General features: G+C 60.6%; 24 protein-coding genes. 14 read left to right on the top strand and 10 right to left on the bottom strand.

Features of this window, described 5'->3' with window-relative positions:
• Nucleotides 1-57: 57 nt before the first annotated feature.
• Together D8U70_RS22205 and D8U70_RS22200 are read left to right on the top strand one after the other, a co-directional pair.
• Complete coding sequence (locus D8U70_RS22205; protein ID WP_071172880.1) at nt 58-591, top strand: cysteine hydrolase family protein; 534 nt, start codon at nt 58-60, stop codon at nt 589-591.
• A gap of 99 nt (nt 592-690) precedes the next feature.
• Nucleotides 691-1707, top strand: a complete 1017-nt coding sequence (locus tag D8U70_RS22200) for a hypothetical protein (protein WP_130929729.1) — start codon at nt 691-693, stop codon at nt 1705-1707.
• Here D8U70_RS22200 and D8U70_RS22195 read toward each other — a convergent pair.
• Nucleotides 1674-2018, bottom strand: a complete 345-nt coding sequence (locus tag D8U70_RS22195) for a hypothetical protein (RefSeq protein ID WP_130929728.1) — start codon at nt 2016-2018, stop codon at nt 1674-1676. The genes D8U70_RS22200 and D8U70_RS22195 overlap by 34 nt on opposite strands.
• Before the next feature lie 159 nt (nt 2019-2177).
• Between D8U70_RS22195 and D8U70_RS22190 the strand changes: the two genes are divergently transcribed.
• Nucleotides 2178-3623 carry a SulP family inorganic anion transporter gene (locus tag D8U70_RS22190; RefSeq protein ID WP_041477048.1) on the top strand — a complete coding sequence of 482 codons (1446 nt, stop codon included), beginning with the start codon at nt 2178-2180 and terminating at the stop codon, nt 3621-3623.
• Here D8U70_RS22190 and D8U70_RS22185 read toward each other — a convergent pair.
• A complete protein-coding gene (locus D8U70_RS22185; protein WP_130929727.1) occupies nt 3591-5822 on the bottom strand; it encodes a response regulator in 2232 nt (743 codons plus the stop codon). The two genes, D8U70_RS22190 and D8U70_RS22185, sit on opposite strands and share 33 nt — an antisense overlap.
• 187 nt (nt 5823-6009) lie before the next feature.
• The gene (locus D8U70_RS22180) at nt 6010-6528 is read right to left on the bottom strand and encodes a carboxymuconolactone decarboxylase family protein (RefSeq protein WP_110645511.1); all 519 of its coding nucleotides are present in this window, start codon (nt 6526-6528) and stop codon (nt 6010-6012) included.
• A gap of 131 nt (nt 6529-6659) precedes the next feature.
• Between D8U70_RS22180 and D8U70_RS22175 the strand changes: the two genes are divergently transcribed.
• Complete coding sequence (locus D8U70_RS22175; protein ID WP_130929726.1) at nt 6660-7475, top strand: AraC family transcriptional regulator; 816 nt, start codon at nt 6660-6662, stop codon at nt 7473-7475.
• Between the two features lie 3 nt (nt 7476-7478).
• Here the strand turns inward: D8U70_RS22175 and D8U70_RS22170 are convergent, their stop codons facing one another.
• Nucleotides 7479-8372 (bottom strand): DMT family transporter, encoded by an 894-nt coding sequence (locus D8U70_RS22170; protein WP_130929725.1) that lies wholly within the window; start codon nt 8370-8372, stop codon nt 7479-7481.
• Between the two features lie 89 nt (nt 8373-8461).
• Here D8U70_RS22170 and D8U70_RS22165 point away from each other — a divergent pair, with 89 nt between their 5' ends.
• Together D8U70_RS22165 and D8U70_RS22160 are read left to right on the top strand one after the other, a co-directional pair.
• Nucleotides 8462-9793, top strand: coding sequence for a PLP-dependent aminotransferase family protein (locus D8U70_RS22165; RefSeq protein ID WP_130929724.1), 1332 nt, complete (start codon nt 8462-8464; stop codon nt 9791-9793).
• A 40-nt stretch (nt 9794-9833) separates the two neighbouring features.
• Nucleotides 9834-10214, top strand: coding sequence for a cytochrome c family protein (locus D8U70_RS22160; protein WP_130929723.1), 381 nt, complete (start codon nt 9834-9836; stop codon nt 10212-10214).
• A gap of 203 nt (nt 10215-10417) precedes the next feature.
• Here D8U70_RS22160 and D8U70_RS22155 read toward each other — a convergent pair whose 3' ends face one another.
• Nucleotides 10418-12073: a diguanylate cyclase gene (locus D8U70_RS22155; RefSeq protein ID WP_073471277.1), complete on the bottom strand. Its 1656-nt coding sequence runs from the start codon at nt 12071-12073 to the stop codon at nt 10418-10420.
• A gap of 177 nt (nt 12074-12250) precedes the next feature.
• On the opposite strand from D8U70_RS22155, the gene D8U70_RS22150 reads away from it, so the two are divergent.
• Entirely contained in the window at nt 12251-12586 is a 336-nt protein-coding gene (locus D8U70_RS22150; protein ID WP_024013386.1) for a hypothetical protein, read from the top strand.
• Between the two features lie 74 nt (nt 12587-12660).
• Here the strand turns inward: D8U70_RS22150 and D8U70_RS22145 are convergent, their stop codons facing one another.
• Nucleotides 12661-13140, bottom strand: a complete 480-nt coding sequence (locus D8U70_RS22145) for a phage infection protein (RefSeq protein WP_130929722.1) — start codon at nt 13138-13140, stop codon at nt 12661-12663.
• Between the two features lie 124 nt (nt 13141-13264).
• Nucleotides 13265-13834: a chorismate mutase gene (locus tag D8U70_RS22140; RefSeq protein WP_073471275.1), complete on the bottom strand. Its 570-nt coding sequence runs from the start codon at nt 13832-13834 to the stop codon at nt 13265-13267.
• 199 nt (nt 13835-14033) lie between these two features.
• On the opposite strand from D8U70_RS22140, the gene D8U70_RS22135 reads away from it, so the two are divergent.
• From D8U70_RS22135 to D8U70_RS22125, 3 genes are all read left to right on the top strand, one after another.
• Nucleotides 14034-15392: an MATE family efflux transporter gene (locus tag D8U70_RS22135; protein ID WP_110645517.1), complete on the top strand. Its 1359-nt coding sequence runs from the start codon at nt 14034-14036 to the stop codon at nt 15390-15392.
• 74 nt (nt 15393-15466) lie between these two features.
• On the top strand, nt 15467-16024 hold the full coding sequence (locus tag D8U70_RS22130; protein WP_130929721.1) for a YceI family protein: 558 nt from the start codon (nt 15467-15469) through the stop codon (nt 16022-16024).
• Nucleotides 16025-16111: 87 nt separating this feature from the next.
• Complete coding sequence (locus tag D8U70_RS22125) at nt 16112-16798, top strand: GNAT family N-acetyltransferase (RefSeq protein ID WP_110645518.1); 687 nt, start codon at nt 16112-16114, stop codon at nt 16796-16798.
• Between the two features lie 57 nt (nt 16799-16855).
• On the opposite strand, the gene D8U70_RS22120 is transcribed toward D8U70_RS22125, so the two are convergent.
• Nucleotides 16856-17980, bottom strand: coding sequence for a P1 family peptidase (locus tag D8U70_RS22120; RefSeq protein WP_130929720.1), 1125 nt, complete (start codon nt 17978-17980; stop codon nt 16856-16858).
• Nucleotides 17981-18053: 73 nt separating this feature from the next.
• Nucleotides 18054-19157 (bottom strand): polyamine ABC transporter substrate-binding protein, encoded by a 1104-nt coding sequence (locus tag D8U70_RS22115; RefSeq protein ID WP_110645520.1) that lies wholly within the window; start codon nt 19155-19157, stop codon nt 18054-18056.
• Between the two features lie 111 nt (nt 19158-19268).
• On the opposite strand from D8U70_RS22115, the gene D8U70_RS22110 reads away from it, so the two are divergent.
• A complete protein-coding gene (locus D8U70_RS22110; RefSeq protein WP_130929719.1) occupies nt 19269-20048 on the top strand; it encodes a helix-turn-helix transcriptional regulator in 780 nt (259 codons plus the stop codon).
• Nucleotides 20049-20085: 37 nt separating this feature from the next.
• On the opposite strand, the gene D8U70_RS22105 is transcribed toward D8U70_RS22110, so the two are convergent.
• Nucleotides 20086-21027 carry a class I SAM-dependent methyltransferase gene (locus D8U70_RS22105; protein WP_130929718.1) on the bottom strand — a complete coding sequence of 314 codons (942 nt, stop codon included), beginning with the start codon at nt 21025-21027 and terminating at the stop codon, nt 20086-20088.
• Nucleotides 21028-21225: 198 nt separating this feature from the next.
• On the opposite strand from D8U70_RS22105, the gene D8U70_RS22100 reads away from it, so the two are divergent.
• From D8U70_RS22100 to D8U70_RS22090, 3 genes are all read left to right on the top strand, one after another.
• On the top strand, nt 21226-21639 hold the full coding sequence (locus D8U70_RS22100; RefSeq protein WP_071171792.1) for a response regulator: 414 nt from the start codon (nt 21226-21228) through the stop codon (nt 21637-21639).
• Nucleotides 21640-21695: 56 nt separating this feature from the next.
• On the top strand, nt 21696-22364 hold the full coding sequence (locus D8U70_RS22095) for an HAD-IA family hydrolase (protein WP_071171793.1): 669 nt from the start codon (nt 21696-21698) through the stop codon (nt 22362-22364).
• Between the two features lie 358 nt (nt 22365-22722).
• Nucleotides 22723-23520: an SDR family oxidoreductase gene (locus D8U70_RS22090; protein WP_071171794.1), complete on the top strand. Its 798-nt coding sequence runs from the start codon at nt 22723-22725 to the stop codon at nt 23518-23520.
• Nucleotides 23521-23541: the final 21 nt, after the last annotated feature.

The following is a 23541-nucleotide window of genomic DNA, read 5'->3' as shown; positions in this document are numbered from 1 at the left end:
AAGAGGGGCGGGCGCAGGTCCGCCCCATTCTCAAGGACTGATCAAGGAAGGCTCGACATGACCACCGCATTACTGATCATCGACGTCCAGCAGGCGCTGTGTGCTGGTGAATATCAGTGCTTTGAAATCGACCGCGTAATCGCCACGATCAATGATCTGAGCCAACGCGCCCGCGACGCTGGCGTTCCAGTGGTGTTGATTCAGCATGAAGAAAAGGACGGTCCATTCGTGCATGGGGCGGACGGTTGGCAACTGGCTAACGGTCTGCTGACTTCGACGAAAGACCTGCGTGTAGGCAAAACTACCGGGGACTCTTTCTACCAGACCGATCTCGGCAAGCTGCTGCCCAGCGAGGACTTCGAACGCCTGATCATCTGCGGCCTGCAAACCGATTACTGCGTCAACGCCACGGTGCGCAGCGCGCATTCACTGGGCTACGACATCGTCGTCGCGCGGGATGCGCATTCGACGGTCGATAACGGCAACATGAGCGCCGAGGACATCATTGCCGAACACAACAAGGACTTCGCCGCCCTGACCAGTTCCGTGGCACGAATCGACGTCAAACCGGCAGCCAAAATCAGTTTCTGAACTCACACAAAACCCCTGTGGGAGCAGGCTCTACGACAACGGCGATTTACGGCAGCAGCACTGGCATAATCCCCGCCGCCCGAAGAATGGAATCTCTAGATGTTCGCTATCTACCTGCGTCACGCCGTGGCGCTGACATCTCTCGTCCTCGCCTGCACCGGCCACGCCAGCAGTTTCGATTGCACCCATGCCACCAGCAAAACCGAAAAAGCCATCTGCACTGATCCCTACCTCTCAACCCTCGACGACAAACTCGCCGAGCAATGGCGGACCACGCTGGGCAAAGTTGCCGATCCCAAAATGCTGAAAACCGACCAGCGTCAGTGGCTGAAAAACCGCAACGCCTGCGGTGCCCTGAGCGCGTGTCTGCGGCGCGAATACCTGATGCGCCTCACTGAGCTCGAAAACGCGGTTCAGCCCTTCAGTTGGGATGCCACCTGGCAACTGATTCCGCCCGGCACCTCGACCTCGGCGACCCTTGTCACCCAACGTCGTGATGCCACGCATATCGCCATCGATATCTCGGCAGGCGAGGGCGCCAATTCCGGAGACTTGACCGGCGTTGCCGTACTCAAGGATGGAATAGCCGTGTATGCCGAGGACGCCTGCAAACTCACCATCACGCCAATCAATGGCGTACTGAACGTAGTACAAACCGGTGCGGATTCCGACTGCGGCGGTGGCATGGGCGTGTATTACGCCGGTCGGTATGTCGCCTCCGAACAACCGCTGAAGCTGGATTACGATCTGCTCAGCCTGGGTCTGGCTCGCACGCCCGCAGAAGATCAGGTACTGCGTTCGCTGCTCAAGACCGACTACCAAAAACTGGTAGAGACCTCCGGTTCCTTGCAGGTCGGCGAAGACTCAAAAGATGTGCCCGATGCTCAGGTTGTAGAAATGTGGATGCGCGGTCTCGGCGGCATCGGCATTCTGATGAGTGCCGCCGACGCACAGATCTGGCTGATCTTCAAAAGCTACGATGACCAGGGCCACGAACATCTGCGGTACTACACCAACGTGGCGAAGTGGAAGAAGCGGCTGCCCGATGTGCTGCAGGGCTGGTATGACCGCATGCAAGAAAGTCAGTCGTCTCTGGTTCTGGAAATGATGCCCTGAGCCACAACTCCATCCGCCTCACGCAATAACCGCTCGATCTGCGCCAATTCCCACGTGCTGAGCAGACTCACCGGGTCCGTGCCATAACGCTGCCAAGTGTCCAGCGTCGCTTCATCCCCGGCGCAGTTGCGCGCGTATTCACAGTGATGCAAGTGTCCCTCGGCGAAGTCCAACCGCAGATGCCAGCCGTCGATATCAACGGCAATCAGCCCGGACTCGGACATTACCTGGCAGACTTCGAACCCAAGCACGCCCAGCGCAGCTTCGCGCAGGCGCTGACACACATCACGGGCGGACAAAAACGCTGACATGCTGCGACTCGATTCAATGGACAAGTCAGCAAGGATAAGCCCCGAGCCGGCCAGTGTCAGTGTTTCACTGGCCCGAGGCTGAACAATTCCGTAACATTCGCCTCCCTCTTTTTTTCGAAAACAGCAGCCGTGCCCGACGGCCGCTCAGTCAGGTAAGCCATGAAACCGATTCGTCTGCGCGCCGATGTCCTCGCCGGACTCACCACCTCGTTCGCGCTGTTGCCCGAATGCATTGCTTTCGCGCTGGTCGCGCATCTCAATCCGCTGATGGGCCTGTACGGCGCGTTCATCATTTGCACGCTGACGGCGTTGTTTGGCGGTCGACCGGGCATGGTTTCCGGTGCGGCGGGTTCGATGGCGGTGGTGATCGTCGCGCTGGTGGTGCAACACGGCGTGCAATATTTGCTGGCAACGGTGCTGCTCGGCGGTCTGATCATGATGGCGTTCGGGCTGTTGCGCTTGGGCAAACTGGTGCGCATGGTGCCGCATCCGGTGATGCTCGGTTTCGTCAACGGCCTGGCGATCATCATTGCCCTTGCGCAATTGGAGCACTTCAAAAGCGGCGAGCACTGGCTCAGCGGTACCCCGCTGTATCTGATGACCGGGCTGGTGCTACTGACCATGGCCATCGTTTACATCCTGCCGCGCCTGACCAAAGCGGTGCCGCCGGCCCTGGTGGCGATCCTGGGTGTCGGCCTGCTGGTCTACCTGTTCGGGCTGCCGACCCGCACCCTCGGCGACATGGCGCACATTGCCGGCGGTCTGCCGACTTTCGCCATGCCGGACATTCCGTGGAGCCTGGAAACGCTGCGCATCATCGCTCCGTACGCGATCCTGATGGCGATGGTCGGCCTGCTGGAAACCTTGCTGACACTGAACCTGACCGACGAAATCACCGAAACCCGTGGCTATCCGGACCGTGAGTGCGTAGCGCTTGGCGCGGCCAACATGGTGTCCGGGGCGTTCGGTGGCATGGGCGGTTGCGCGATGATCGGCCAGACCGTGATCAATCTCAGCTCCGGCGGGCGCGGGCGCTTGTCCGGCGTGGTTGCCGGTGTGCTGATTCTTTTGTTCATTCTGTTTCTGTCACCGCTGATCGAGCGTATTCCGCTCGCCGCGCTGGTCGGGGTGATGTTCGTGGTGTCGCAGCAGACCTTCGCCTGGGCGTCGTTGCGGGTGATCAACAAGGTGCCGCTGCACGATGTGCTGGTGATCATCGCCGTGACCACCATCACCGTGTTCACCGATCTGGCCACGGCCGTGCTGTGCGGGATCATCATCGCTGCGCTCAACTTCGCCTGGCAGCAGGCCCGCGAGCTGTATGCCGATGAACATCTGGAGGCCGACGGCAGCAAGCTCTATCGCCTGCACGGCACGCTGTTCTTTGCCTCGACCACGCCGTTTCTCAATCAGTTCGACCCGGCCAACGACCCGGCCAAAGTCACTCTCGACTGCCGACACCTGAGCTTTGTCGATTACTCGGCGATCGCCGCATTGAAAACCCTGCGTGAACGCTACGCCAAGGCGGGCAAGCATCTACAGGTGTTTCACCTGTCGGAACGCTGCAAGAAATTACTCAAGCGCGCCGGCGTCGATCACGACTGACGCCGCTGGTTTTGCGTCCTTGAGCCAGGTCTTGCCGAGAATCCGCGAGACCTGTTCGGCGGAGTAGGGCTTGGCGAGAAATTCAAAACCTTCGTACCCGCTGCGCGCCAGTTCTTCGCTGTAGCCGGAGGTCAGAATCACCGGCAGATCGGGGCGGCGCTGGCGCAGTTCCTTGGCCAACGCGACACCGGTGATGCCCGGCATGACTACGTCGGAAAACACCGCATCGAACGCGCTGGCATCGCTGCCCGCCAACTGCAGGGCTTCTTCAGCGTTGGTTGCCCATGCGGTTTCATAGCCCAGATCCTGGAGGATCTGGTTGGCGAAACGGCCGACATCGAGATTGTCTTCGACCACCAGCACCCGGCGTTTTTCGCAGGCCGGCTGCACCTCGCCATCGTCCTCTGCCTCGTCCATTTCTGCCTCGATCGCCGGCACTTGCGGCAAATACAAGGTGAATTCGGTGCCTTGACCAAGGACGCTGGAAACATCGACGTTGCCGCCCGATTGCTTGGCGAAGCCGAACACCTGCGACAGCCCCAGCCCCGTGCCTTTGCCGACAGCCTTGGTGGTAAAGAACGGCTCGAAGATGTGTTCGAGGGTGTGTGCGTCGATGCCGGCACCGGTGTCGGCCAGGGCAATCGACACGAAATGGCTGCTGGACCCAGCGTGGCCGCGAATCGGCGGCAGCGCTTTATGGCACTCCAGGCGCAATTTCAGCTCACCCTGACCATTCATGGCGTCGCGAGCGTTCAGGGCGATGTTGATCAACGCGGTTTCAAACTGACTGAGATCGACGCGGATGTAGCAGGGGTGATCCGGGCGCTCGACGCACACGTGAATCTGCGCGCCGGTGACCGATTCGAGCATTTCGCCAATATTGGCCAGCCGTTCGCCGGCATCGACCACCTGCGGATTGAGCGGCTGACGGCGAGCGAAGGCGAGCAACTGGCTGGTCAGCTTGGAAGCGCGCTCGACGGTGTCGGACACCGCGCGCATGTAGCGCTGGCGGCGTTCTTCCGGCAGGTTGGGCTGGCGCAGAAAGTCCACCGACGAACGAATGATCGTCAGCAGATTATTGAAGTCGTGGGCGACGCCGCCGGTTAGTTGGCCGATGGCTTCGAGCTTCTGCGACTGGCGCAACGCCGACTCGGCCTGGGCCAGACGCAGGCTGCGCTCTTCGACCCGTTGCTCCAGCGTGGCATTGAGTTCAGCCAGTGCAAGCAGGCCCTCGCGCACGTTGGCATCGGCGCGCACCCGTTCGATGTGCGCCCAGCAACGTTCGGTGACTTCGCTGAGCAGCGCCTGTTCGAAGCTCGACCAGACACGCGGCATTTTGTCGTGAATGGCCATTAACGCGGTAAGGCGACCTTGCTTGATCAGCGGCACGCAAATGGTGGCGGTGATGCCTATGCCCTGAAAGGTCGCTGATTCTTCCGGCGGCAATTCGCTGCGGTTGTCGTGGATCACCAAAGGTTGACCCGCGCGCAGAAGACGTACTGCTTTCTCGCCGAAATCGCGCAAACGGTAGTGGCCGACGATGCTCGGCGAACCCGGCGCTGCATAGTCGCCGCGAATGGTGAAGCCATCCTCGTCGGCATCCATGTCTGCGTAGGCGCAGTTGGACAATTGCAACTGCTCGACCATCAGCCGCGTGCTTGCCGCCAGGATTGCTTGCGCATCCGTGGCATTGGTCACCGCTTCGCCGATGGCGTCGAGGACGGCCAGGCGTTGGTTGAGATAAACGGTCTGGGTGGTCTCGGTGACCGTGTCGAGCATGCCGACGACATTGCCGTGGGAGTCACGAATCGGGCTGTAACAGAAAGTGAAGAACGCCTGCTCCGGGCCGTTGCCGCGTTCGATCTTCAGGGCAAAGTTTTCGATGTAGGTGGCTTGGCCGGCATAGGCCGCCTCGGCTATCGGGCTGATCTCATGCCAGGCTTCTTTCCAGATGTCGCTGAAAGGACGTCCCAGCGCATGCGGCTTGTCGCCGAGAATCGGCACGAAAGCGTCGTTGTAGAGAGTGATGAGTTGCGGGCCCCAGACGATCGCCTGAGGGAAATGCGAGGCGAGACTGAGCGAGACAGTGGTCTTGAGTACATCGGGCCAGTGTTCCAACGGGCCGAGGGGCGAATTTGCCCAGTCGTGACGGCGGATCTGTCCGGCCATCTCGCCGTTGTCTTGCAACCAGTCTGTCATGGGGTTCGTGTCTTTCCGGGGCATTTGTCTGAGAACAAAGACCTGCGCACAGGCTGTTTGGTTTCAGCGCACCAGACACTGTTTGCGCTGCGAATTATTCTGACGTACATCATGGCAGCAAAAAACAGCGGTGGCGAAAAGAGCGTCTTTTCGCCACCGGTTTTATCTTCGGATCGTGAGCGACTGCTCAGGCCTCGACGGCCGGGAAATCAATGTCGGTCAGCGCCGTGTTGTTCAGGTAGTTGGTCAATGTCTGCACGGCCACCAGGGCAATCACTTCGATGATCTTGCGGTCATCGATACCGGCAGCGCGGGCAGCGGCCAATTGTTCATCGCTCAAGTGGCCACGTGTTTCGGTCAGTTGGCGGGCGAGGGCGGCGTAGGCATTCAGTTCGCCGTGACGTGCTGCGATGATGTCCTGCGCCGACAGCCCGGCCTTGCCGGCGAACACGGTGTGTGCGGACAGGCAATAGTCGCAACCGTTGACCTGCGAAGTGGCGAGGTAGATGGCTTCTTTCTCTTTGCCGCTCAATGAGGTCTTGCCGAGGATGGCCGAGGCTTGCAGGTAAGTGTCGAATGCAACCGGCGCCTGGGCGAGGGTGGTGAAGACGTTGGGCAGAAAGCCGATTTTTTTCTTCACGCCTTCCAGTGCAGGACGGGTGGCATCGGTGGCGGTGTCGAGGCTGATTGCAGGGATGCGGCTCATGGTGATTCTCCGAAATTCCGCAGCGAAGTGCAGCGGCGATGGAGAGATTTTAGGGGCTGCCAATGGCGCTTTGGCGGCAAATCGTCGAGGATATGCGGCAGATCGTCCAGATATGCCTTCGGGAGTCAGCCATGGATCGCCTTTCCACATTACTTAGTCATTTCGGTGTGAACGCCGGCACCTTTCATAGCGGCGCGTTTTGCGGCGTGAGCGTTCACGCAGGCGAACCCGTCGGCCATGTGCATGTTCTGCAAGCCGGGGCGTTGCTGCTCAAACCGGGCAACGAGCGGGAAATTCGCCTGGAAGAACCGTCGCTGATTTTCTTTCCCCGGCCGTTTACCCATCGGATGTCTGCCGACGAAGCCATGGCCAGCCAGGTGGTGTGCGCCTCGCTGACCTTCGACGGTGGCTCGGGCAATGCCCTGGCCGCCGCGTTACCGGACTATCTGGTATTGAAACTCACCGACATCCCGGAATTGCGCAGCACCCTTGACTGGCTGTTCAACGAAGCTTTTGAAGGGCATTGCGGGCGCGTGGCGGTGATGGATCGTCTGTTTGAATTGCTGGTGATTCTGCTGCTGCGCCATCTCATCGGCAGTCGAGATCAGCAACCGGGCATGATGGCCGGACTGGCTGATCCGCGCGTGTCTCGCGCCTTGAACCTGATCCACGAGCAGCCGCACAAGCCTTGGAGTGTCGCTGATCTCGCTGCGGCGGCGAACCAGTCCCGCGCCGGTTTTGCCGAGCAGTTTCGCCGGGTGGTCGGGCAGACACCGGCCGATTACCTGTTGAGCTGGCGCGTCAGCCTCGCGCAGAAACGCCTGCGCGAGGGTCGGCCGATTGCACTGATTGCCGAGGAGGTTGGATACGAAAGTCCGTCGGCGCTGGCCCGGGCGTTTCGGCGCAAGACCGGTCTCAGTCCACGGCAATGGAAAGCCGAACACTGAACATTACCTGGCGAATTTCTTCGCTCCGGCCACGCAAAGAATCACCCCCAGCGTGACGCCGAGCATGCCGACACTGACCTGCTCATGCAGCAACGTCGCCGCCAGTGCCAGACCAAAAAACGGCTGCAGCAACTGCAACTGCCCGACCGCTGCGATTCCGCCCTGGGCCAGACCGCGATACCAGAACACGAAGCCGATCAGCATGCTGAACAGCGACACGTAGCCCAGGCACATCCACGCAGGCAAGCTGATGTCGGCGAACGAGCCGGGCGCCAGCCACAGGCTCAGCACTGCCATCAGCGGTAACGACAACACCAGCGCCCAGCAGATCACCTGCCAGCCGCCGAGGCTGCGCGACAGTTTCGCGCCTTCGGCGTAACCGAGGCCGCAGGCGAGAATCGCCGCGAGCATCAGCAGATCGCCGGTGGGCGAGGCGCTCAAGCCTTGGGACAGGGCAAAGCCCACCACCAATGAGCTGCCCAGCACCGAAAAGATCCAGAACACCGGCCGTGGCCGCTCACCGCCACGCAAGACACCAAACATCGCCGTGGCCAGCGGCAGCAATCCTACAAACACGATCGAATGCGCTGACGTTACGTGCTGCAATGCAAACGCGGTCAGCAGCGGAAAACCCAACACCACGCCAAGCGCCACAATCACCAGCGACAGCCACTGATGACGCGACGGTCGCGGTTGCTTGAACAACAGCAGAAGTCCGACGGCCAGTGCGCCGGCAATCGCTGCTCGCACCACGGTCAGAAACACCGGATCGAATTCCAGCACCGCCAAACGTGTGGCCGGCAGCGAACCGCTGAAAATCAGCACGCCGATAAAACCGTTGATCCAGCCACTGGTTTTTTCCAGTGCCGGGTTGGCCGCAGTCGATGTTGTGTGCATGTCGGTCGCGCTCAAAAAGTGGCTTGTGTCGCCGTGATCCTAGAGCCGAGAATCAGCACAATCAAAAAATTGTCATGGATACAGCCGACATGCCGCGTTCCCGTTACAAGACCCTGGTTGACCGCTATGCGGCAGACATTCGTGGAGGACGATTGGCGCCGGGCACGCGACTGCCAACGCATCGGCAGCTGGCGAGCCAGGAAGGACTGGCGCTGGTTACCGCTTCCCGTGTCTATGCCGAGCTTGAGGCGATGGGCCTGGTCAGTGGCGAAGCCGGGCGCGGCACGTTTGTTCGGGAAACGTCGCTGGCGCCGTGGCAGGGCATCGATCAGAAAGACGTGGCGGTCGGCATGATCGACCTGAATTTCAACTATCCCTCGTTGCCAGGTCAGGCTGAACTGTTGCGCACGGCGTTGCGGCAACTGGCGTTGTCCGGCGATCTCGAAGCACTGCTGCGTTATCAACCCCACGCCGGACGTGCCCACGAACGCGCCTCGGTCGCGCGACATTTGTCGACACGCGGCGTGACCGTTGAAGCCGACCAGGTGCTGATCGTCAATGGCGCTCAGCAAGGTTTGGCGGTGACGCTGATGGCCCTGCTCAAACCCGGCGATGTGATCGCCGCCGATGCGCTGACCTATTCGGGATTCAAGGTGCTGGCCGACGCGCTGCATCTGGAGGTGCTGGCGATCCCGATGACGGAGCACGGCCCGGATTTGCCGGCACTGGACAGACTCTGTCGCCAGCGTGCGGTGCGCGCCGTATACAGCATGCCGACGCTGCACAATCCGCTGGGCTGGGTCATGCCACTGGAACAGCGCGAACGATTGGTGGCGATTGCCCGCCGCTATGATCTGACACTTATCGAAGATGCTGCCTACGCGTTTCTGGTGGAAAACCCGCCATGTCCGTTGATTGAACTGGCACCGGAACGGACGTTTTACGTATCGGGCCTGTCGAAAAACATCGCCACCGGTTTGCGGGTCGGCTTCATTGCCGCGCCGCTTCCTCAAGTGTCCGCACTGGAGCGAATCATTCGCGCGACGACATGGAACACGCCCGGGGTGATGACCGCCATTGCGTGCGGTTGGCTCGACGACGGCACCGTCACCGTGCTTGAGGAGCAGAAGCGTAGTGATGCCATGGCCCGGCAGACGTTGGCGGCCGAGGTGCTGAAAGGGCTGCGCTACATTGCTCATCCGGCCTCGTATTTTCTGTGGTTGCCGTTGCCCGAAGATGTGCGTGCCGATCAGATCGTGGTCGAGTTGATGCACCAGCAGATTTCGGTCACCAGCGCCGAGCCGTTTTCGCTGTCGGCCAATACGCCCCATGCGATTCGTCTGGCGTTGGGTTCGGTGGACATGAAGGTGTTGCGTCAGGCGTTGTTCACTGTCAGAACGATTGTCGGCGCTTATCTGTAAACTGCGTTCACGCCATGAAAAGCCAGGTTTGGACTGTTCAATGAAATTCACCACAACACTGCTTCTCGCCTTGATCTTCAGCGCCAGCGCACAGGCTGAGGGCGATCCTGAAGCCGGCGCGAAAATCTTCCCGCGCCTGTGCGGCGGTTGCCATCAGGTTGGCAAGTCGGCTCGTTCGGGGTTTGGTCCGCAGTTGAACGGCATCATTGGCCGGGCTGCGGGGACTTCGGCCAATTATGTTTATTCCGATGCGATGAAGAACTCGGGGATTACCTGGGATCGGGCGACGTTGAAGGCTTATCTCGAGGATCCGAAAGGGGTGGTGCCGGGGACGCGGATGATTTTCTGGGGGCTGAGTGATGAGGAGAAGCTGGAGAATCTGTTGGCTTATCTGCAGAAGTTCAGCCCTGAATCAAGGTAGGAGCGGAGTACATATCCATTGCTGCGGTAATGGCTGCTTAGGGTTCCGCCCTTACGGCGGGTCACCTTTTTTGCTTTTCTGTGGGAGCGAGCCTGCTCGCGAAAGCGGTTCTCCAGCCGACCCATATTTCCGCATTTACCCAATCCCTGTGGGAGCTGGCTTGCCAGCGATGGCGACCTGTCTCTGGTTGCTATACGCCGGTTTCAGTGGGCATGAAACGCAACCTGATTGCGCCCCGCAGCTTTCGCCTGATACAGCTGCTGATCGGCTCGTTTGATCAGGGCCGTGTGGTTGTTGTCTGCCGGATCTGCCAGGCCGAGGCCGATACTCACGGTGACGTTGCCGACGCCGGGAAACTGCGCTTCGGCCACCGCTGCGCGAATCTTTTCGGCGACGACTTCCGGGGTGTCGGGTTGCGCGACTTCCGGCAGCAGTACGGCGAACTCTTCGCCGCCGTAGCGGGCGACGAAATCGGTGCTGCGTACGCTGTTCTGGATCAAGGTCGCCAGTTGTTGCAGGACCTCATCACCGACCGCGTGGCCATGGCTGTCATTGATGCGTTTGAAGTGGTCGGCATCGATCAGCAGCAGGGCAAAAGGGCGCCCGGTGCGTCGGGACAGCAGCGAATACTCAGTGATTTTTTCGTCAAACCGGCGACGGTTGTAAACGCCGGTCAAGCCGTCGTGTGTGGCCAGACTCAGCAGCTCGGCGTTGGCCTCGGTGAGTGCGGCGGTGCGTTGCGCCACGGTGGCTTCCAGCGAGGCGTTGGCTTCTTGCAGTTCGCGCTCCTTGCCGAGCAGTGACTGCGTCATTGCGTCGATGGACTGGCCGAGCTGGGCGATTTCCAGCACCGGATGCTGGAGCTGAAACTGCGCGCCGGACTGGTTGTTCTGCACCTGTTTGGCCGAGTGCGCGAGTTGTTCGATTGGGCGGCTCAGGTACAGCGCCAAGTAATAAGCCACGAGACCGAAAACGATGGCGGCGAAAACGCCGAGTATCAACAGTTCATATTGCAGCGTTCGCGCCGGTTGCAGCGCAGTCTCCAATGGCTGGCGAATGGCGATCGACCATGATAGCGCCGTGCCCGATGGCGTCGGCACGGTGACCATGCTGGTCAGGTAACCGTTGGCCGCTGTCCAGCCCGGCAATACCGAATCGCCGATCGCCAGTTGTTGGCCCATCAGCGCTTCGGGGTAGAGCACCTTGCCATCGTGGTCGACGATCAGCGCCTGAATATCCGGCGCCGAGTTCTTGTGGGAAAACGCCGCCGACTCGACGATGCGCGTCACCCAACTCCAGTGTGCATGTGCGCCCAGCACGCCAATCACCTGTCCTTCGGCATTGTGGATTGGCGCGGCAAAATCGATGAAGCGCAACGGCTCGCCATTGGGCAGGCCCGGCAACAACTTGGCCAGCAACACTGCTTCGTGGGGATCGCCGGTGTATTGCCGGCGCAAGCCGATCTGGAACCACGGGCGTTTCTGCACCGATTGACCGACCAGCAGATCATTGACCGCCTGGCGGACGTTGCCCTCGGCGTCGGTGACGCCCATCCACGCATATTCGGCGCGCGCCTGGGTGCGCAACTGCATCGACTTGAGGATGGCTGGGTTGTCCAGATCTCCGCGCTCCAGATGCGGTGCGCGACTGAGCAGATAGACCTCCAGTTGCCGCTCGCGCAGTTGCTCACCCAACAACGTCGCCGCCGAGCGCGCCGTGTTCAGCAACGCGTTGCCGCTGGCCTGTTTCATTTGTTCGGTGGCGATATGACCGACATAAAAGCCGACGCTCAATAACGTCAGCAGGGACAAACCGCCGAACCACAGGGTGAGATGGCTACGCAGACTGGCTTTGAACATGGAGGCGGGTGTCTGTCTTTATTGAAGTGGCGCCATGGTATGCGACATCGCCGACGGCGGGCCAGCGAACGGGTTCAAGTAAATACAAAGAAGATTGATGCCAATGAGCCATCATTTTGTTTAGAATGCGCGCCGCCCGAGAGACGGATCCCGGGCGTTTCCCCATGGAGTTTTACTGTGAAATACCTCAGCAAAGTAGTCGCCGCCGCACTGTTCGGTGTGGTTCTGGCAGGTTGCACCGGCGCCCCGATGAAAACCGCCCATTACGACAGCAACCAATACACCGTGGTTGGCCACAGCGAAGCATCGGCCACCGGCCTGCTGCTGTTTGGCATCATCCCTATCCGCCAGAACAGCCGATTTGTGCGCGCACAAAACGCGGCCATCCAAGCCAAGGGCGGCGATGCAATGATCAACACGCAGGTTCAGGAAAACTGGTTCTGGGCCTGGGTTCTGACCGGCTACACCACCACCATCTCCGGTGACGTGGTCAAGCTGAAAACCGCGCAATAAGCGACGGCTGAATGCAAAAAAGCCCGGCTGATCAGGCCGGGCTTTTTCATGGGTGTTGCGGTCATGCAGTAGATTCATGCAACGCGGCGTTCGATCAGACGATCCGAACCACCTTCGGCAACGCGGCGTTCGATCAGACGATCAGAGCCACCTTCAGCGACGCGGCGTTCGATCAGACGATCCGAACCACCTTCAGCAACGCGGCGCTCGATCAGACGATCAGAGCCACCTTCAGCAACGCGGCGTTCGAGCAGACGATCAGAGCCACCTTCAGCAACGCGGCGTTCGAGCAGACGATCCGAACCACCTTCGGCAACGCGGCGCTCGATCAGACGATCCGAACCACCTTCGGCAACGCGGCGCTCGAGCAGACGATCCGAACCGCCTTCGGCAACACGGCGTTCGATCAGACGATCCGAACCGCCTTCAGCCAGACGGCTTTCGATCAGCTTGTCCGAGCCGCCTTCAGCGACCAGGGTGTGAGCAGGCGTTACTGCAAAAGCGTTAACTGCGAAAACCGAGAAAGCGATGCCGAGAAGGGTTTGGCGTTTCATGATCGTGTGCTCCAGAAAGTTGTTTGTTTGTCTGGAGCCGATGTTACGCCGCGCAGTTTTTATGAGAACTTCATTGACGTGATGGTGAACATCGACGCCGATGATGTTTGCCAGGAGCGTTGATTCAGAGCGCTTTCGCCCGGATGCACAACTCGCCGCTGGCACGAATCAGCGCCAGGTCGTGCAGCGCATCGGCGGCCAGAGTGCCGCGGACATCGGCCAGCCATGCCGGGCAATTCGGATCCTGGCGATAGGGCGCGAAGGCGGCGTACTGCTGCAACAAGCGCTTTTGCAGTTCATCCAGGCGCGGGCGGATCTGTTTGCCCAGATCCGGACGCGGTGTGTCCGGTGCAGCACCTGCCGCTTGCCATTGCGCGAGCAGACCGTATTGCACCAGTTTGTTCGCTTCCATCTGTGCGGCGATCAGTTGCGCGACGTCGTCCGGATCGAGTTTGTGTTCGGTGGCCAGAGTTCGGGCATTGGCGATGACCTGCGCCTCGCGCGGGCTGTCCTGAATAGGCTTGCCGCTGTCCCATTTGGTCAACGCAACCAGATCACCGATGCTCAGGCGTTCACTCAAAGTGGCCAGTAGCGGTTTCAACGAAGCAGGCGCCGCTGCGGGTGCGGCTGCCTGAGTGTAGGCGGCCGACAGAGCGAGGAGGGAGCCAAGCAGAAAATTTGCAACGTTACGCATGAACCGAGCCTCAATAGTACGTGTCGACAGAGTCGCTGATTTACCACAGCCGCAACACTGACACAAAGCGATGCACGGCATTTACACAAATGCAAAACAGACAATCAACACCGTCTGGAAATGTTGATTGCACGCTGCACGCAACTCACCGAAGCTATCGTCAATCAGGCCTGCCGCCGTCGAGATGGACCTCCATTCAATGCAAAGCGCCACCTTCGCCAAACCGCTCTGGCAAACCTATCTGCTGTTTCTCGCGCCGATGGTGCTGTCGAACTTCCTGCAATCGATGTCCGGGACGGTCAACAGCATCTACATAGGCCAGATGCTCGGCACCCAGGCGCTGGCGGCCGTATCCGGCATGTTTCCTGTCGTATTCTTTTTCATCGCCTTGGTCATCGGCCTCGGCGCTGGCGCGGGCGTGTTGATCGGTCAGGCGTGGGGCGCGCGCGAAACGCACATGGTCAAGGCGATTGCCGGAGCGACGCTGCTGCTGGGTGTGTTGATCGGTTTGGTCGCGGCGGTGCTGGGCACGGTGTTTGCGCGACAGGCACTGACGGGGTTGGGCACGCCGGCGGATGTGCTCGACGATGCGGTGGACTATGCCCACGTCATGTTGTGGATTCTGCCATCGCTACTGGTATTCGTGCTGTTCACCCAATTGCTGCGTGGGGTCAGCGATACGCTGTCGCCACTGCTCGCGCTGATCGTCTCCACCGCCGTGGGGCTGGCGCTGACGCCAGCGTTGATTCGCGGCTGGCTGGGTTTGCCGCCATTGGGCATTCAGAGCGCGGCGTATGCCGGGCTGGCGGGGAATCTGTCGGCAATGGCGTGGCTGGCCTGGCGGCTGATCCGCAAGGGCCATCCGCTGGCGCCGGATCGAGAGTTCTTTGCCGCATTGCGACTGGATCGGGTGATTCTCGGCAAGGTCCTGCGCATCGGCCTGCCCACCGGGGTACAGATGATCGTCCTGTCGTTATCGGAGCTGGTGATCCTGGCACTGGTCAATCAGCACGGCTCGCAAGCGACGGCGGCGTATGGCGCAGTAACGCAGATCGTCAACTATGTGCAGTTTCCGGCGCTGTCGATTGCGATCACCGCGTCGATTCTCGGTGCCCAGGCAATCGGCGCCGGGCATCTGCAACGCATGGGGCCGATCCTGCGCACCGGGCTGTTGATCAATGTGTGCCTGACCGGTGGCCTGATTGTGCTGGGTTATCTGCTATCGCACTGGTTGCTGGGCCTGTTCCTGACCGAGGACTCGACCCGGGCGATGGCCGAGCACCTGCTGCATATCATGCTCTGGAGCCTGTTGGTGTTCGGCTTCCAGGCCATCATCGGCGGGATCATGCGTGCCAGCGGCACTGTCCTGGTGCCGGTGGTCATTTCGATTATCTGTGTGGTCGGCGTGCAGTTGCCGACGGCTTACTGGCTCGACGGGCAGTTCGGTTTGCAGGGTGTGTGGATGGCGTTTCCGGTTGCCTATTTGGGGATGCTGATTTTGCAGACCCTGTATTACAAATTGGTGTGGAAGCATCAGAAGATAGAGCGGTTGATATAGGCGCTGGCATAACAACGGGTTGTTTGCTTAAGTCAACCAAGGCCCTCGACGACACACGCCGCCCGGAGAATGTCATGACGTTGCGATTGCTGCTGGTTGCCGCGTTTACATCGTGCGTCATGGTCGGTGCGCAGGCGGCTGAATACAACCGGGTCAACACCAGCGCCAGCCAGATCAGTTTCACCTACAACCAGATGGGCTCGCGAATGTACGGCACCTTCGGCAGATTCGAGGCGACGCTGGACTTCGATACCGACGACCTCGGCAAAGCCCAGACCACGCTGCATATCGATCTCGCCAGCATCGATGCCGGCAGTGAAGACGCCAATACCGAACTGGTGAAACCGGCGTGGTTCGACACCGGGAAATTCCCGCTCGCGGTGTTCAAGTCCAGCCGTTTTACTCAAGTGGACGAGCATCGTTATCAAGTCGCCGGTCAGCTCACGCTCAAGGGCATCACTCGCGAGGTCGAGGTGCCGGTGGAGTTGAAACCGGACAACGCCATCGGCATCTTCGACGGTGAGCTGGTGCTCAATCGAGAGGAGTTCGGCCTCGGCGCAGGGGAGTGGGCTGACAGCGTGGTGTCGAGGGACATCAACATCAAATTCGGGGTGGTGGCGCCACAACAGTGACGGTTCAATAGATCCGGCACGGTATGATGTCGCGGTTCGTCGACGGCTCTGATCATCGGCAACGTTTTTTATCGCCGGAGTTTGCCCATGCCACGCATCACCCACTACACCTCCCCATGCCCGGAAAGCGTCAACAGCCAGATCCTGCAAATGGTCGTCGATTACCTGACCGACATCAGTGCGGTCGGCCTCGGCCCGAGCAATCTGCTGTACAACGTTTATCAGTACGCGGTGGGTTATGAGGTGCATCTCTACCTTGAGGCGTTGAACGGCCAGAAGGGCACCGAGGTGGAATTGCTGGTGGCCACTAACGATGAAAACCCGGAGCAAGTCATCGGATTTCTCATCTGTCTGCCGGTGCAGGGCGATTGGGAGGCGTGCAGCGTCGCGTACATGGCGGTGCGTGAAGGCCATCGGCGTCAGGGTGTGGCGCGGGCGATGCTCGCGGACATGGTCGGGCGCTATCCGCATGCGGAACTGGCCTGCAGCATTGGCAAGGTGCCGTATTTCGAGGCACTGGGTTTTGAAGTGATCGGCCAGCGCGAAACCCAGGTGCTGATGAGCACGCGGCATTACCGCAGCAACGGCCTGCGCGGGTTCATCGACACCACGCCGATCTATCGCTCGCTGGAAGTGCAGCAGATTCACACCTATCTGCTGCAGAAGAACGGCAAGCGCGCGATGCTCGATGCGGAAAAACAACGCGACCGCCATCTGGACCAGACCAGCCGCCACGTAGAAGAATTTGTCCGTCAGCGCCTGACTCTGCATTGACCGGGAGCGTGCAATGGACGACTCAAGTACCGCCAGTCGTCCCTGCACAATGCCGGTTCATGCCGGACGCGATCCCGGCCAACCGGATTTTTTCAGCGCCGCCAGAAGCGTTTGAGCATCCAGGCCCGGCACCGAATGACCGTTGCCCTCGCTGCTGTTGCTGGCGAGCAGGGCATTGATGATCGCTTCTTCAACGGCTTCGGTCGCGGCCAGAAACAGCTCGCTGATGTGGTCGTTGTTGACCATGCGCAAACCGTCACAGGTGGCTGCGCGTTTAGCCTCGTAAGCGGCGGGCGGGACGTGATCATTGCCGGTGGCGAAAGCAATGAAGATGTCGCCGCTGTGGTCTTCGTTACCGCCGCCGGTGCGCGCCAGGCCCAGGCTGGCACGCTGTGCCAGACGCGTGCATTGATGGGGCAGCAGCGGCGCATCAGTCGCCAGGCAGACGACGATCGAGCCCATGCCCGGGTGCGGCAGCGCTGCCCGCAGAAACGGTGAATCCTTCTGTTCCATATAGCGCCCGACCGGGTAACCATCGACGCGTAATTCACTGCGAATGCCGTGGTTGGCCTGCACGATCGCGCCGACGGTCCAGCCTCCCTGGGCAGCACTCAAACGGCGCGATGCGGTGCCGATGCCACCTTTGAATTCGTGGCAGATCATGCCGCTGCCACCACCCACTGCACCTTCGCGCACCGGCCCGTCCACGGCGCCGTTCAGTGCCTCGGCGACATGCTCGGGTTTGACGTGAAAGCCATTGATGTCATTGAGCAGTCCATCGAAGGTCTCCAGCACCACCGGCATATTCCAGTAAAGCCGCCCGTCATCCGGCTGCTGCTCTCGGTCCAGCACAATCAGCGCATCACGCACCACACCGAGGCTGTGGGTGTTGGTAAAGGCAATCGGACTGGTCAGCAGACCGGCCTCGCGAATCCATTCCAGGCCGGTCGCATCACCGTTGCCATTGAGTACATGCACGCCGGCGAAGCACGGTTGCTGGCTGGTCGAGCCGAGGCGCGGCTCGATCAGCGTGACGCCGGTGCAGATGTCACGGCCGCTGCTGCTGCGACCGCGTACATTGCTGTGACCGACGCGCACCCCCGGCACATCGGTAATGGCGTTGAGCGGGCCGGGTTGCATCTGGCCAATCAGGATATCGAGATCACGGGCACGCGGATTCATAAGATTCAGTCTCTTCATTGAAAAGGTCGGGCGGCTTACCGCTCGGATGAGGCAGGCAGATTTCTTGCGCGGGTTACTGGCCGTTCTTGACCTTGCTCCACACCCGCGTGCGCACGCGTTCGGCGGCTTTGGGCAAGGGTTCGAGGGTGTAAAGCGTGGCCATGGCGGCAGGGGACGGGTACACCGCCGGGTTGTCGCGAGTGGTTGCTGCCACCAGCGTTGTCGCGGCGCGATTGCCATTCGGGTACGACAGGTGATCACTGACCGGTGCGATCACTTCCGGTCGCAGCAGGTAATCGATAAACGCCAGGCCTTGGGCGCGATTGGGGGCGTCCTTGAGCAGCACCAGAGTGTCGAACCACACCGGCGCGCCTTCCTTGGGCAGGCTGTAGGCGATCTTTACGCCGTTATTGGCCTGTTCGGCGTTGGTCTTGGCTTCGAGCATCGCCCCGGACCAGCCAACCGCCACGCAGATATTGCCGTTGGACAGATCGCTGATGAACTTCGAGGAGTTGAAGTAGGCGATGTGCGGGCGCAGCTTGAGCAGCAGTGCTTCGGCTTTTTTGTAGTCTTCGGGGTTGGTGCTGTTGGGCGGCAAGCCCAGATAATGCAGGGCGACCGGCAGCATTTCCGACGGCGAATCGAGCATCGCCACGCCGCACTCGCCCAGTTTGGCCAGATTGGCTTCGTTGAACAGCAACTCCCAGGAATCCACCGGCGCTTTGTCACCCAACACGGCGCGGACTTTTTCGACGTTGTAGCCGATGCCGTTGGTACCCCACAGGTAAGGCACGGCGTACTGATTGCCCGGATCGTTGACCGCGAGTTTTTTCAGCAGATCGGGGTCGAGGTTTTGCCAGCCTGGCAGTTGATCGCGAGGCAATGGGGCGAGGGCGCCGGCCTTGATCAGGGTCGGCAGGCTGAAGTTGCTCGCCACGACAACGTCGTAGCCGCTGCGGCTGGTCATCAGTTTGCCTTCGAGCACTTCGGCGCTGTCGAAGGTGTCGTACACCGGCCGGATGCCGCTGTCGCGCTGGAAATCATGCAGGGTGTTCGGCCCGATGTAGTCGTACCAGTTGTAGACGTGCACGCTCGGCACGTCGGCTGCCATGGCGGCCGAGGAGAGACAAAAACAGGCCAGCAGGCCCGGGTTGATAGATCCACGGTGACGACGCATGATGCGGCACTCCTGGCCTGTCGCAGGCCGGTGATGAACTGGAGTGGTCAGGCTAACGGGCCGGTCACACGAGCCCCATTCCCATCATGGGTTACTCGAAAGGGGTAGTGCGTGGACGCGTTGTTGCAGGAATTGCCGGTGCATCAGAGTCTGGCGCGGGTATTTTCTCACCTCGGGCAGGACGGTTTCTGGCGCGCGCTGGTCGACACCCTGCGCCTGCTGGTGCCGCTGGACAATGCCCTCGTCGCCCTGATGCAGCCCGGCCAGCCGCCGCGTTTGCTGATCGATTTCGACAGCAAGGGGTGCGTGGACGACCAGCAGGAGCTGGCCGGTTATACCGCCGGCATGTACCTGCTCGATCCGTTTTATCAAGCCGCCGTCAGCGGGATCAGCGACGGCCTGCACAGCCTGGCGTCCGTTGCGCCGGATCAGTTTCTGCACAGCGAGTACTACCAGAGCTACTTTCGTGCCGTGGTGGGCGAGGATGAATTGCAGTTTCTGATCAACGTCGAAGGCGCGGTACTCGGCTTGTCCCTGGGCCGCTCGACCGCGTTTGACATGGCCGAGCAGGGCCGGCTGTTGTGCGTTCGTGACTGGGTATTGGCGGCGATGCGTCGCCACATGCAGTTGCTGCCGCCGCAAGGGCCGGTGGCTGAAGCGGTGGTGGGTGATCTGGCGACGTTGCTGGACCGTTTCGATGCCCGGCTGACAGCGCGCGAGATCGACACGGCGCGCCTGATCCTGCAGGGCTTTTCCAGCAAGGCGATGGCCCAGCAGATGGGGATTTCGCCGGAGACCGTGAAGGTGCATCGGCGCAATCTCTATCACAAGCTCAATGTCACCGGGCATGGTGAGTTGTTTGCACTGGTGCTGCGGCCGACGGTTTTTTGATCCACACAGAACTTGTGTGGGGGCGAGCCTTGGTGTTTCAGCTGATGCGCTGGAAGACCAGGGCTTTCAGGCCGCTCTCTGAATCGATATCGGGAAACTCTGGCGGGTTGTCCAGCCGATGATCGAAGCGCAGGCTGGGCGCTTCCTGGGTCACGCCATCAATCAGAAAGTCGGAACCGAACGACGGGTCGTTCATGCACGCCAGCACCGTACCTTGCGCGATCAGCAGTTCCGGCAAGCGGCGCAATACGCGTTGATAGTCCTTGGTCAGCAAAAAGCTGCCTTTCTGAAACGACGGCGGGTCGATGATCACCAGATCGTACGGGCCGCTGTTGATCACCTTGCCCCAGGATTTGAACAGGTCGTGACCGAGAAAGCTGACCTTGCTCAGGTCGTGGCCGTTCAGGCGGTGATTGTCGCGACCTCGGCTCAGCGCGGCGCGGGACATATCGAGGTTGACCACATGGCTGGCGCCACCCTCGATTGCCGCTACGGAAAAACCGCAGGTGTAGGCGAACAGGTTCAACACCCGCTTACCCGCCGCCTGTTCGCGCACCCAGTTGCGGCCGTAGCGCATGTCGAGAAACAGCCCGGTGTTCTGCTTGCGTCCCAGGTCGACGCGGTACTGCAAGCCACCCTCGACGATGGTCATTTCTTCGATTTCCTCACCGATCAGCCATTCAGCCGTGCTCTGCGGCAGATAACGGTGCTGGATCAGCAAAGTGTGCGCGCCGGACTGCTGCCATTCGGGCGAGGCGGCGAGTTGCAGCAGTAAATCCCGCAGATCCTGCAGTTGCTCAGGCGCCGGTTCCTTGAAAAGCGACACCAGTACCACGCCCTGCAACCAGTCCACGGTCAGCTGCTCCAGCCCCGGCCAGCAGCGCCCGCGGCCGTGAAAAAAACGGCGGGTTTCGCTGGGCGCCGTTGCCAGTGCGGGCAGCAAATGAGCGTGGAGGGTCGCGAGCGCTTCAGGGGTCATGGATCAGGATCGGCCAGTCAAAGGGCCGGCATTTTAACCACAAATGAGGGGATTCGATGGGCGCTGCGCTTCGAAAAACAACACCTTGGCGAAATCCTCTGTATCAAAAATGAATTTCTACAGGGCGCGCTGCTCATACCTGATAAGCAGCGGATTCAAAACCGCTTATCAAAAATGTAATTCGGGGGAGTGCTGTTCATGTGCCCTACACCTACGTCGAGCGCGCACCTTCCTGGCGGGTTGATTCTGATTGTCGAGGACGATCCGTTGATTCTGGAGTTTCTTTGCGAAATTCTCCAGGAGGAAGGGTTCAAGGTCGAACCGAAAACCAGCGCCGACGCTGCGTCGCTGTATCTGGAAAAGCACGCGGCGGACGTTGCGCTGCTGCTGACCGACATCACCATGCCCGGCACGCTTAACGGCGCCGACCTGGCCAATCTGTTCGGCGACCGCTGGCCGGAGAAACCGGTGATGGTCATGTCCGGCTATGAAACGCCTGAGACCTCCGGGGTCAAGCATTCGGTGGCGTTCATCAAGAAGCCGTGGGCGATCGGACAGTTGCTCGACTGTGTGGAAAGCGCGTTCAAATCCAAGGCGCCGCAGTTGCACTGACAAGTGCTACATTGCCGGGCCAGGCTGCCCGGCCAACTGTCAGAGGATTTGCTCTCTTGTCTGCACAAGCATCGGTTTTTGATCGCGCGTTCGGCGCGTTCCTGTTCGACATGGACGGCACCGTCCTCAACTCCATCGCCGCCGCCGAGCGCATCTGGTCAGCGTGGGCGGTGCGCCATGGCGTTGATGTCGAGACGTTCCTGCCGACCATCCATGGCGCGCGGGCGATCGACACCATCACCCGGCTGAATCTGCCGGGCGTGGATGCCGAGCAACAGGCAGCTTTCATCACCGCAGCGGAAATCAATGACGTTGAAGGCATTGTCGAGATTCCTGCGGCGGCAGCCTTTCTCAACGCGCTGCCGAAAAATCGTTGGGCGATGGTGACGTCGGCGCCTCGCGATCTGGCGTTGCGGCGGATGGCGGCGGCGGGTATCCCCGAGCCGGCGGTGATGATCACGGCGGAAGATGTAAAGGCTGGCAAGCCTGATCCTGCGGGGTATCTGCTGGCGGCGAAAAAGCTCGGTGTCGAGCCAGCGGATTGCCTGATTTTCGAGGACGCTGCCGTCGGCATTCAGGCTGCGGAAGCGGCGGGCGCTGCACTGATGATCATCACCGCCACGCACCAGCACCCGATCGAAACGGCGCATGCGACGTTGGCCAGTTACGATGCGATCAGCGTCAGCGTCGGCGCCGATGGTCTGCTTCGTCTGACGGAAATCTGATCTGTTCCGAAATGCCCCTCACCCTAGCCCTCTCCCGGAGGGAGAGGGGACTGACCGGGGGATATTCAGGTAACAGGTAATACGCCGACTTGAAAAGTCTTCTCTGAATCCATAATCGCTATGGTCTTTCAGGTCGACGTCAAATTCAGCACAACTCGATCGGTTCCCTCTCCCCCGGGAGAGGGCTAGGGTGAGGGGCTACGGTCTGCCAGACACAGGGGATCGTCGATCAAACAACATCCCCGTCACCGGTCGGCAGCTCAACCATGCCGGCAATATCGCAACTACGCTGATCCATGCTCGTGAAATCGTCGCCAAAGTCGAGCGCGGTGGAACTCCTTGCTAATGAGGTAAACGCATGAAGATCGATCTGAGTGGAAAACTGGCCATCGTCAGCGGCAGTACCGGCGGCATCGGTCTGGGCATCAGCCAGTCGCTGGCCGAAGCCGGGGCGACGGTGGTGGTCATCGGTCGCGACACGGCCAAGGTCGAGCAGGCGCTGGCGAGCATACGCCACGCGGTGCCCAGCGCGCAGTTGCGTGGTCTGACCGCCGATCTGGGCACGGCCGAGGGCGCGGAAAAGCTGTTCGCCGCCGAACCGCGCGCGGACATTCTGGTGAACAACCTTGGCATCTTCAACGACGTCGATTTCTTCGAGACTCCCGACAGCGAGTGGACGCGCTTCTATGAAGTCAACGTGATTTCCGGCGTGCGCCTGGCGCGGCATTATGTGCCGGCGATGGTTGAGCAGGGTTGGGGCCGGGTGATCTTTCTGTCATCGGAATCCGGGGTAGCGACGCCGGCTGACATGCTCAATTACGGCGTGACCAAAAGCGCCAACCTCGCGGTGTCCCACGGCTTGGCCAAGCGTCTGGCTGGCACCGGGGTCACGGTCAATGCGATCCTGCCGGGGCCGACTTTCACCGACGGCCTGCAGGACATGCTCAGAGACGCGGCCGCCGAATCCGGGCGCGACCTGCGCGACGAAGCCGACGCCTTTGTGCGCAAGGCCCGTCCGACGTCGATCATCCAGCGTGTGGCGGATGTTTCGGAGGTGGCGCATCTGGTCACGTACATTGCTTCACCGCTGTCCTCGGCCACCACGGGCGCAGCCTTGCGCGTCGATGGCGGTGTAGTCGACAGCCTGACGATCTGAATTTTCCAAAAGAGAGATTTT

It is taken from the genome of Pseudomonas sp. Sample_20 (assembly GCF_004307585.1).
GTDB lineage: Bacteria > Pseudomonadota > Gammaproteobacteria > Pseudomonadales > Pseudomonadaceae > Aquipseudomonas > Aquipseudomonas atacamensis.
This window is presented reverse-complemented; position numbering and strand designations above follow the sequence as displayed.

Coding starts and splice junctions, on each gene's coding strand:
- D8U70_RS22105 (WP_130929718.1), bottom strand. CDS start 21,027: ATGACCCCTGAAGCGCTCGCGACCCTCCACGCTCATTTGCTGCCCGCA.
- D8U70_RS22145 (WP_130929722.1), bottom strand. CDS start 13,140: ATGAAACGCCAAACCCTTCTCGGCATCGCTTTCTCGGTTTTCGCAGTT.
- D8U70_RS22165 (WP_130929724.1), top strand. CDS start 8,462: ATGCCGCGTTCCCGTTACAAGACCCTGGTTGACCGCTATGCGGCAGAC.
- D8U70_RS22200 (WP_130929729.1), top strand. CDS start 691: ATGTTCGCTATCTACCTGCGTCACGCCGTGGCGCTGACATCTCTCGTC.
- D8U70_RS22170 (WP_130929725.1), bottom strand. CDS start 8,372: ATGCACACAACATCGACTGCGGCCAACCCGGCACTGGAAAAAACCAGT.
- D8U70_RS22125 (WP_110645518.1), top strand. CDS start 16,112: ATGCCACGCATCACCCACTACACCTCCCCATGCCCGGAAAGCGTCAAC.
- D8U70_RS22190 (WP_041477048.1), top strand. CDS start 2,178: ATGAAACCGATTCGTCTGCGCGCCGATGTCCTCGCCGGACTCACCACC.
- D8U70_RS22115 (WP_110645520.1), bottom strand. CDS start 19,157: ATGCGTCGTCACCGTGGATCTATCAACCCGGGCCTGCTGGCCTGTTTT.
- D8U70_RS22160 (WP_130929723.1), top strand. CDS start 9,834: ATGAAATTCACCACAACACTGCTTCTCGCCTTGATCTTCAGCGCCAGC.
- D8U70_RS22175 (WP_130929726.1), top strand. CDS start 6,660: ATGGATCGCCTTTCCACATTACTTAGTCATTTCGGTGTGAACGCCGGC.
- D8U70_RS22140 (WP_073471275.1), bottom strand. CDS start 13,834: ATGCGTAACGTTGCAAATTTTCTGCTTGGCTCCCTCCTCGCTCTGTCG.
- D8U70_RS22090 (WP_071171794.1), top strand. CDS start 22,723: ATGAAGATCGATCTGAGTGGAAAACTGGCCATCGTCAGCGGCAGTACC.
- D8U70_RS22205 (WP_071172880.1), top strand. CDS start 58: ATGACCACCGCATTACTGATCATCGACGTCCAGCAGGCGCTGTGTGCT.
- D8U70_RS22100 (WP_071171792.1), top strand. CDS start 21,226: ATGTGCCCTACACCTACGTCGAGCGCGCACCTTCCTGGCGGGTTGATT.
- D8U70_RS22130 (WP_130929721.1), top strand. CDS start 15,467: ATGACGTTGCGATTGCTGCTGGTTGCCGCGTTTACATCGTGCGTCATG.
- D8U70_RS22155 (WP_073471277.1), bottom strand. CDS start 12,073: ATGTTCAAAGCCAGTCTGCGTAGCCATCTCACCCTGTGGTTCGGCGGT.
- D8U70_RS22185 (WP_130929727.1), bottom strand. CDS start 5,822: ATGACAGACTGGTTGCAAGACAACGGCGAGATGGCCGGACAGATCCGC.
- D8U70_RS22180 (WP_110645511.1), bottom strand. CDS start 6,528: ATGAGCCGCATCCCTGCAATCAGCCTCGACACCGCCACCGATGCCACC.
- D8U70_RS22135 (WP_110645517.1), top strand. CDS start 14,034: ATGCAAAGCGCCACCTTCGCCAAACCGCTCTGGCAAACCTATCTGCTG.
- D8U70_RS22120 (WP_130929720.1), bottom strand. CDS start 17,980: ATGAATCCGCGTGCCCGTGATCTCGATATCCTGATTGGCCAGATGCAA.
- D8U70_RS22195 (WP_130929728.1), bottom strand. CDS start 2,018: ATGTCAGCGTTTTTGTCCGCCCGTGATGTGTGTCAGCGCCTGCGCGAA.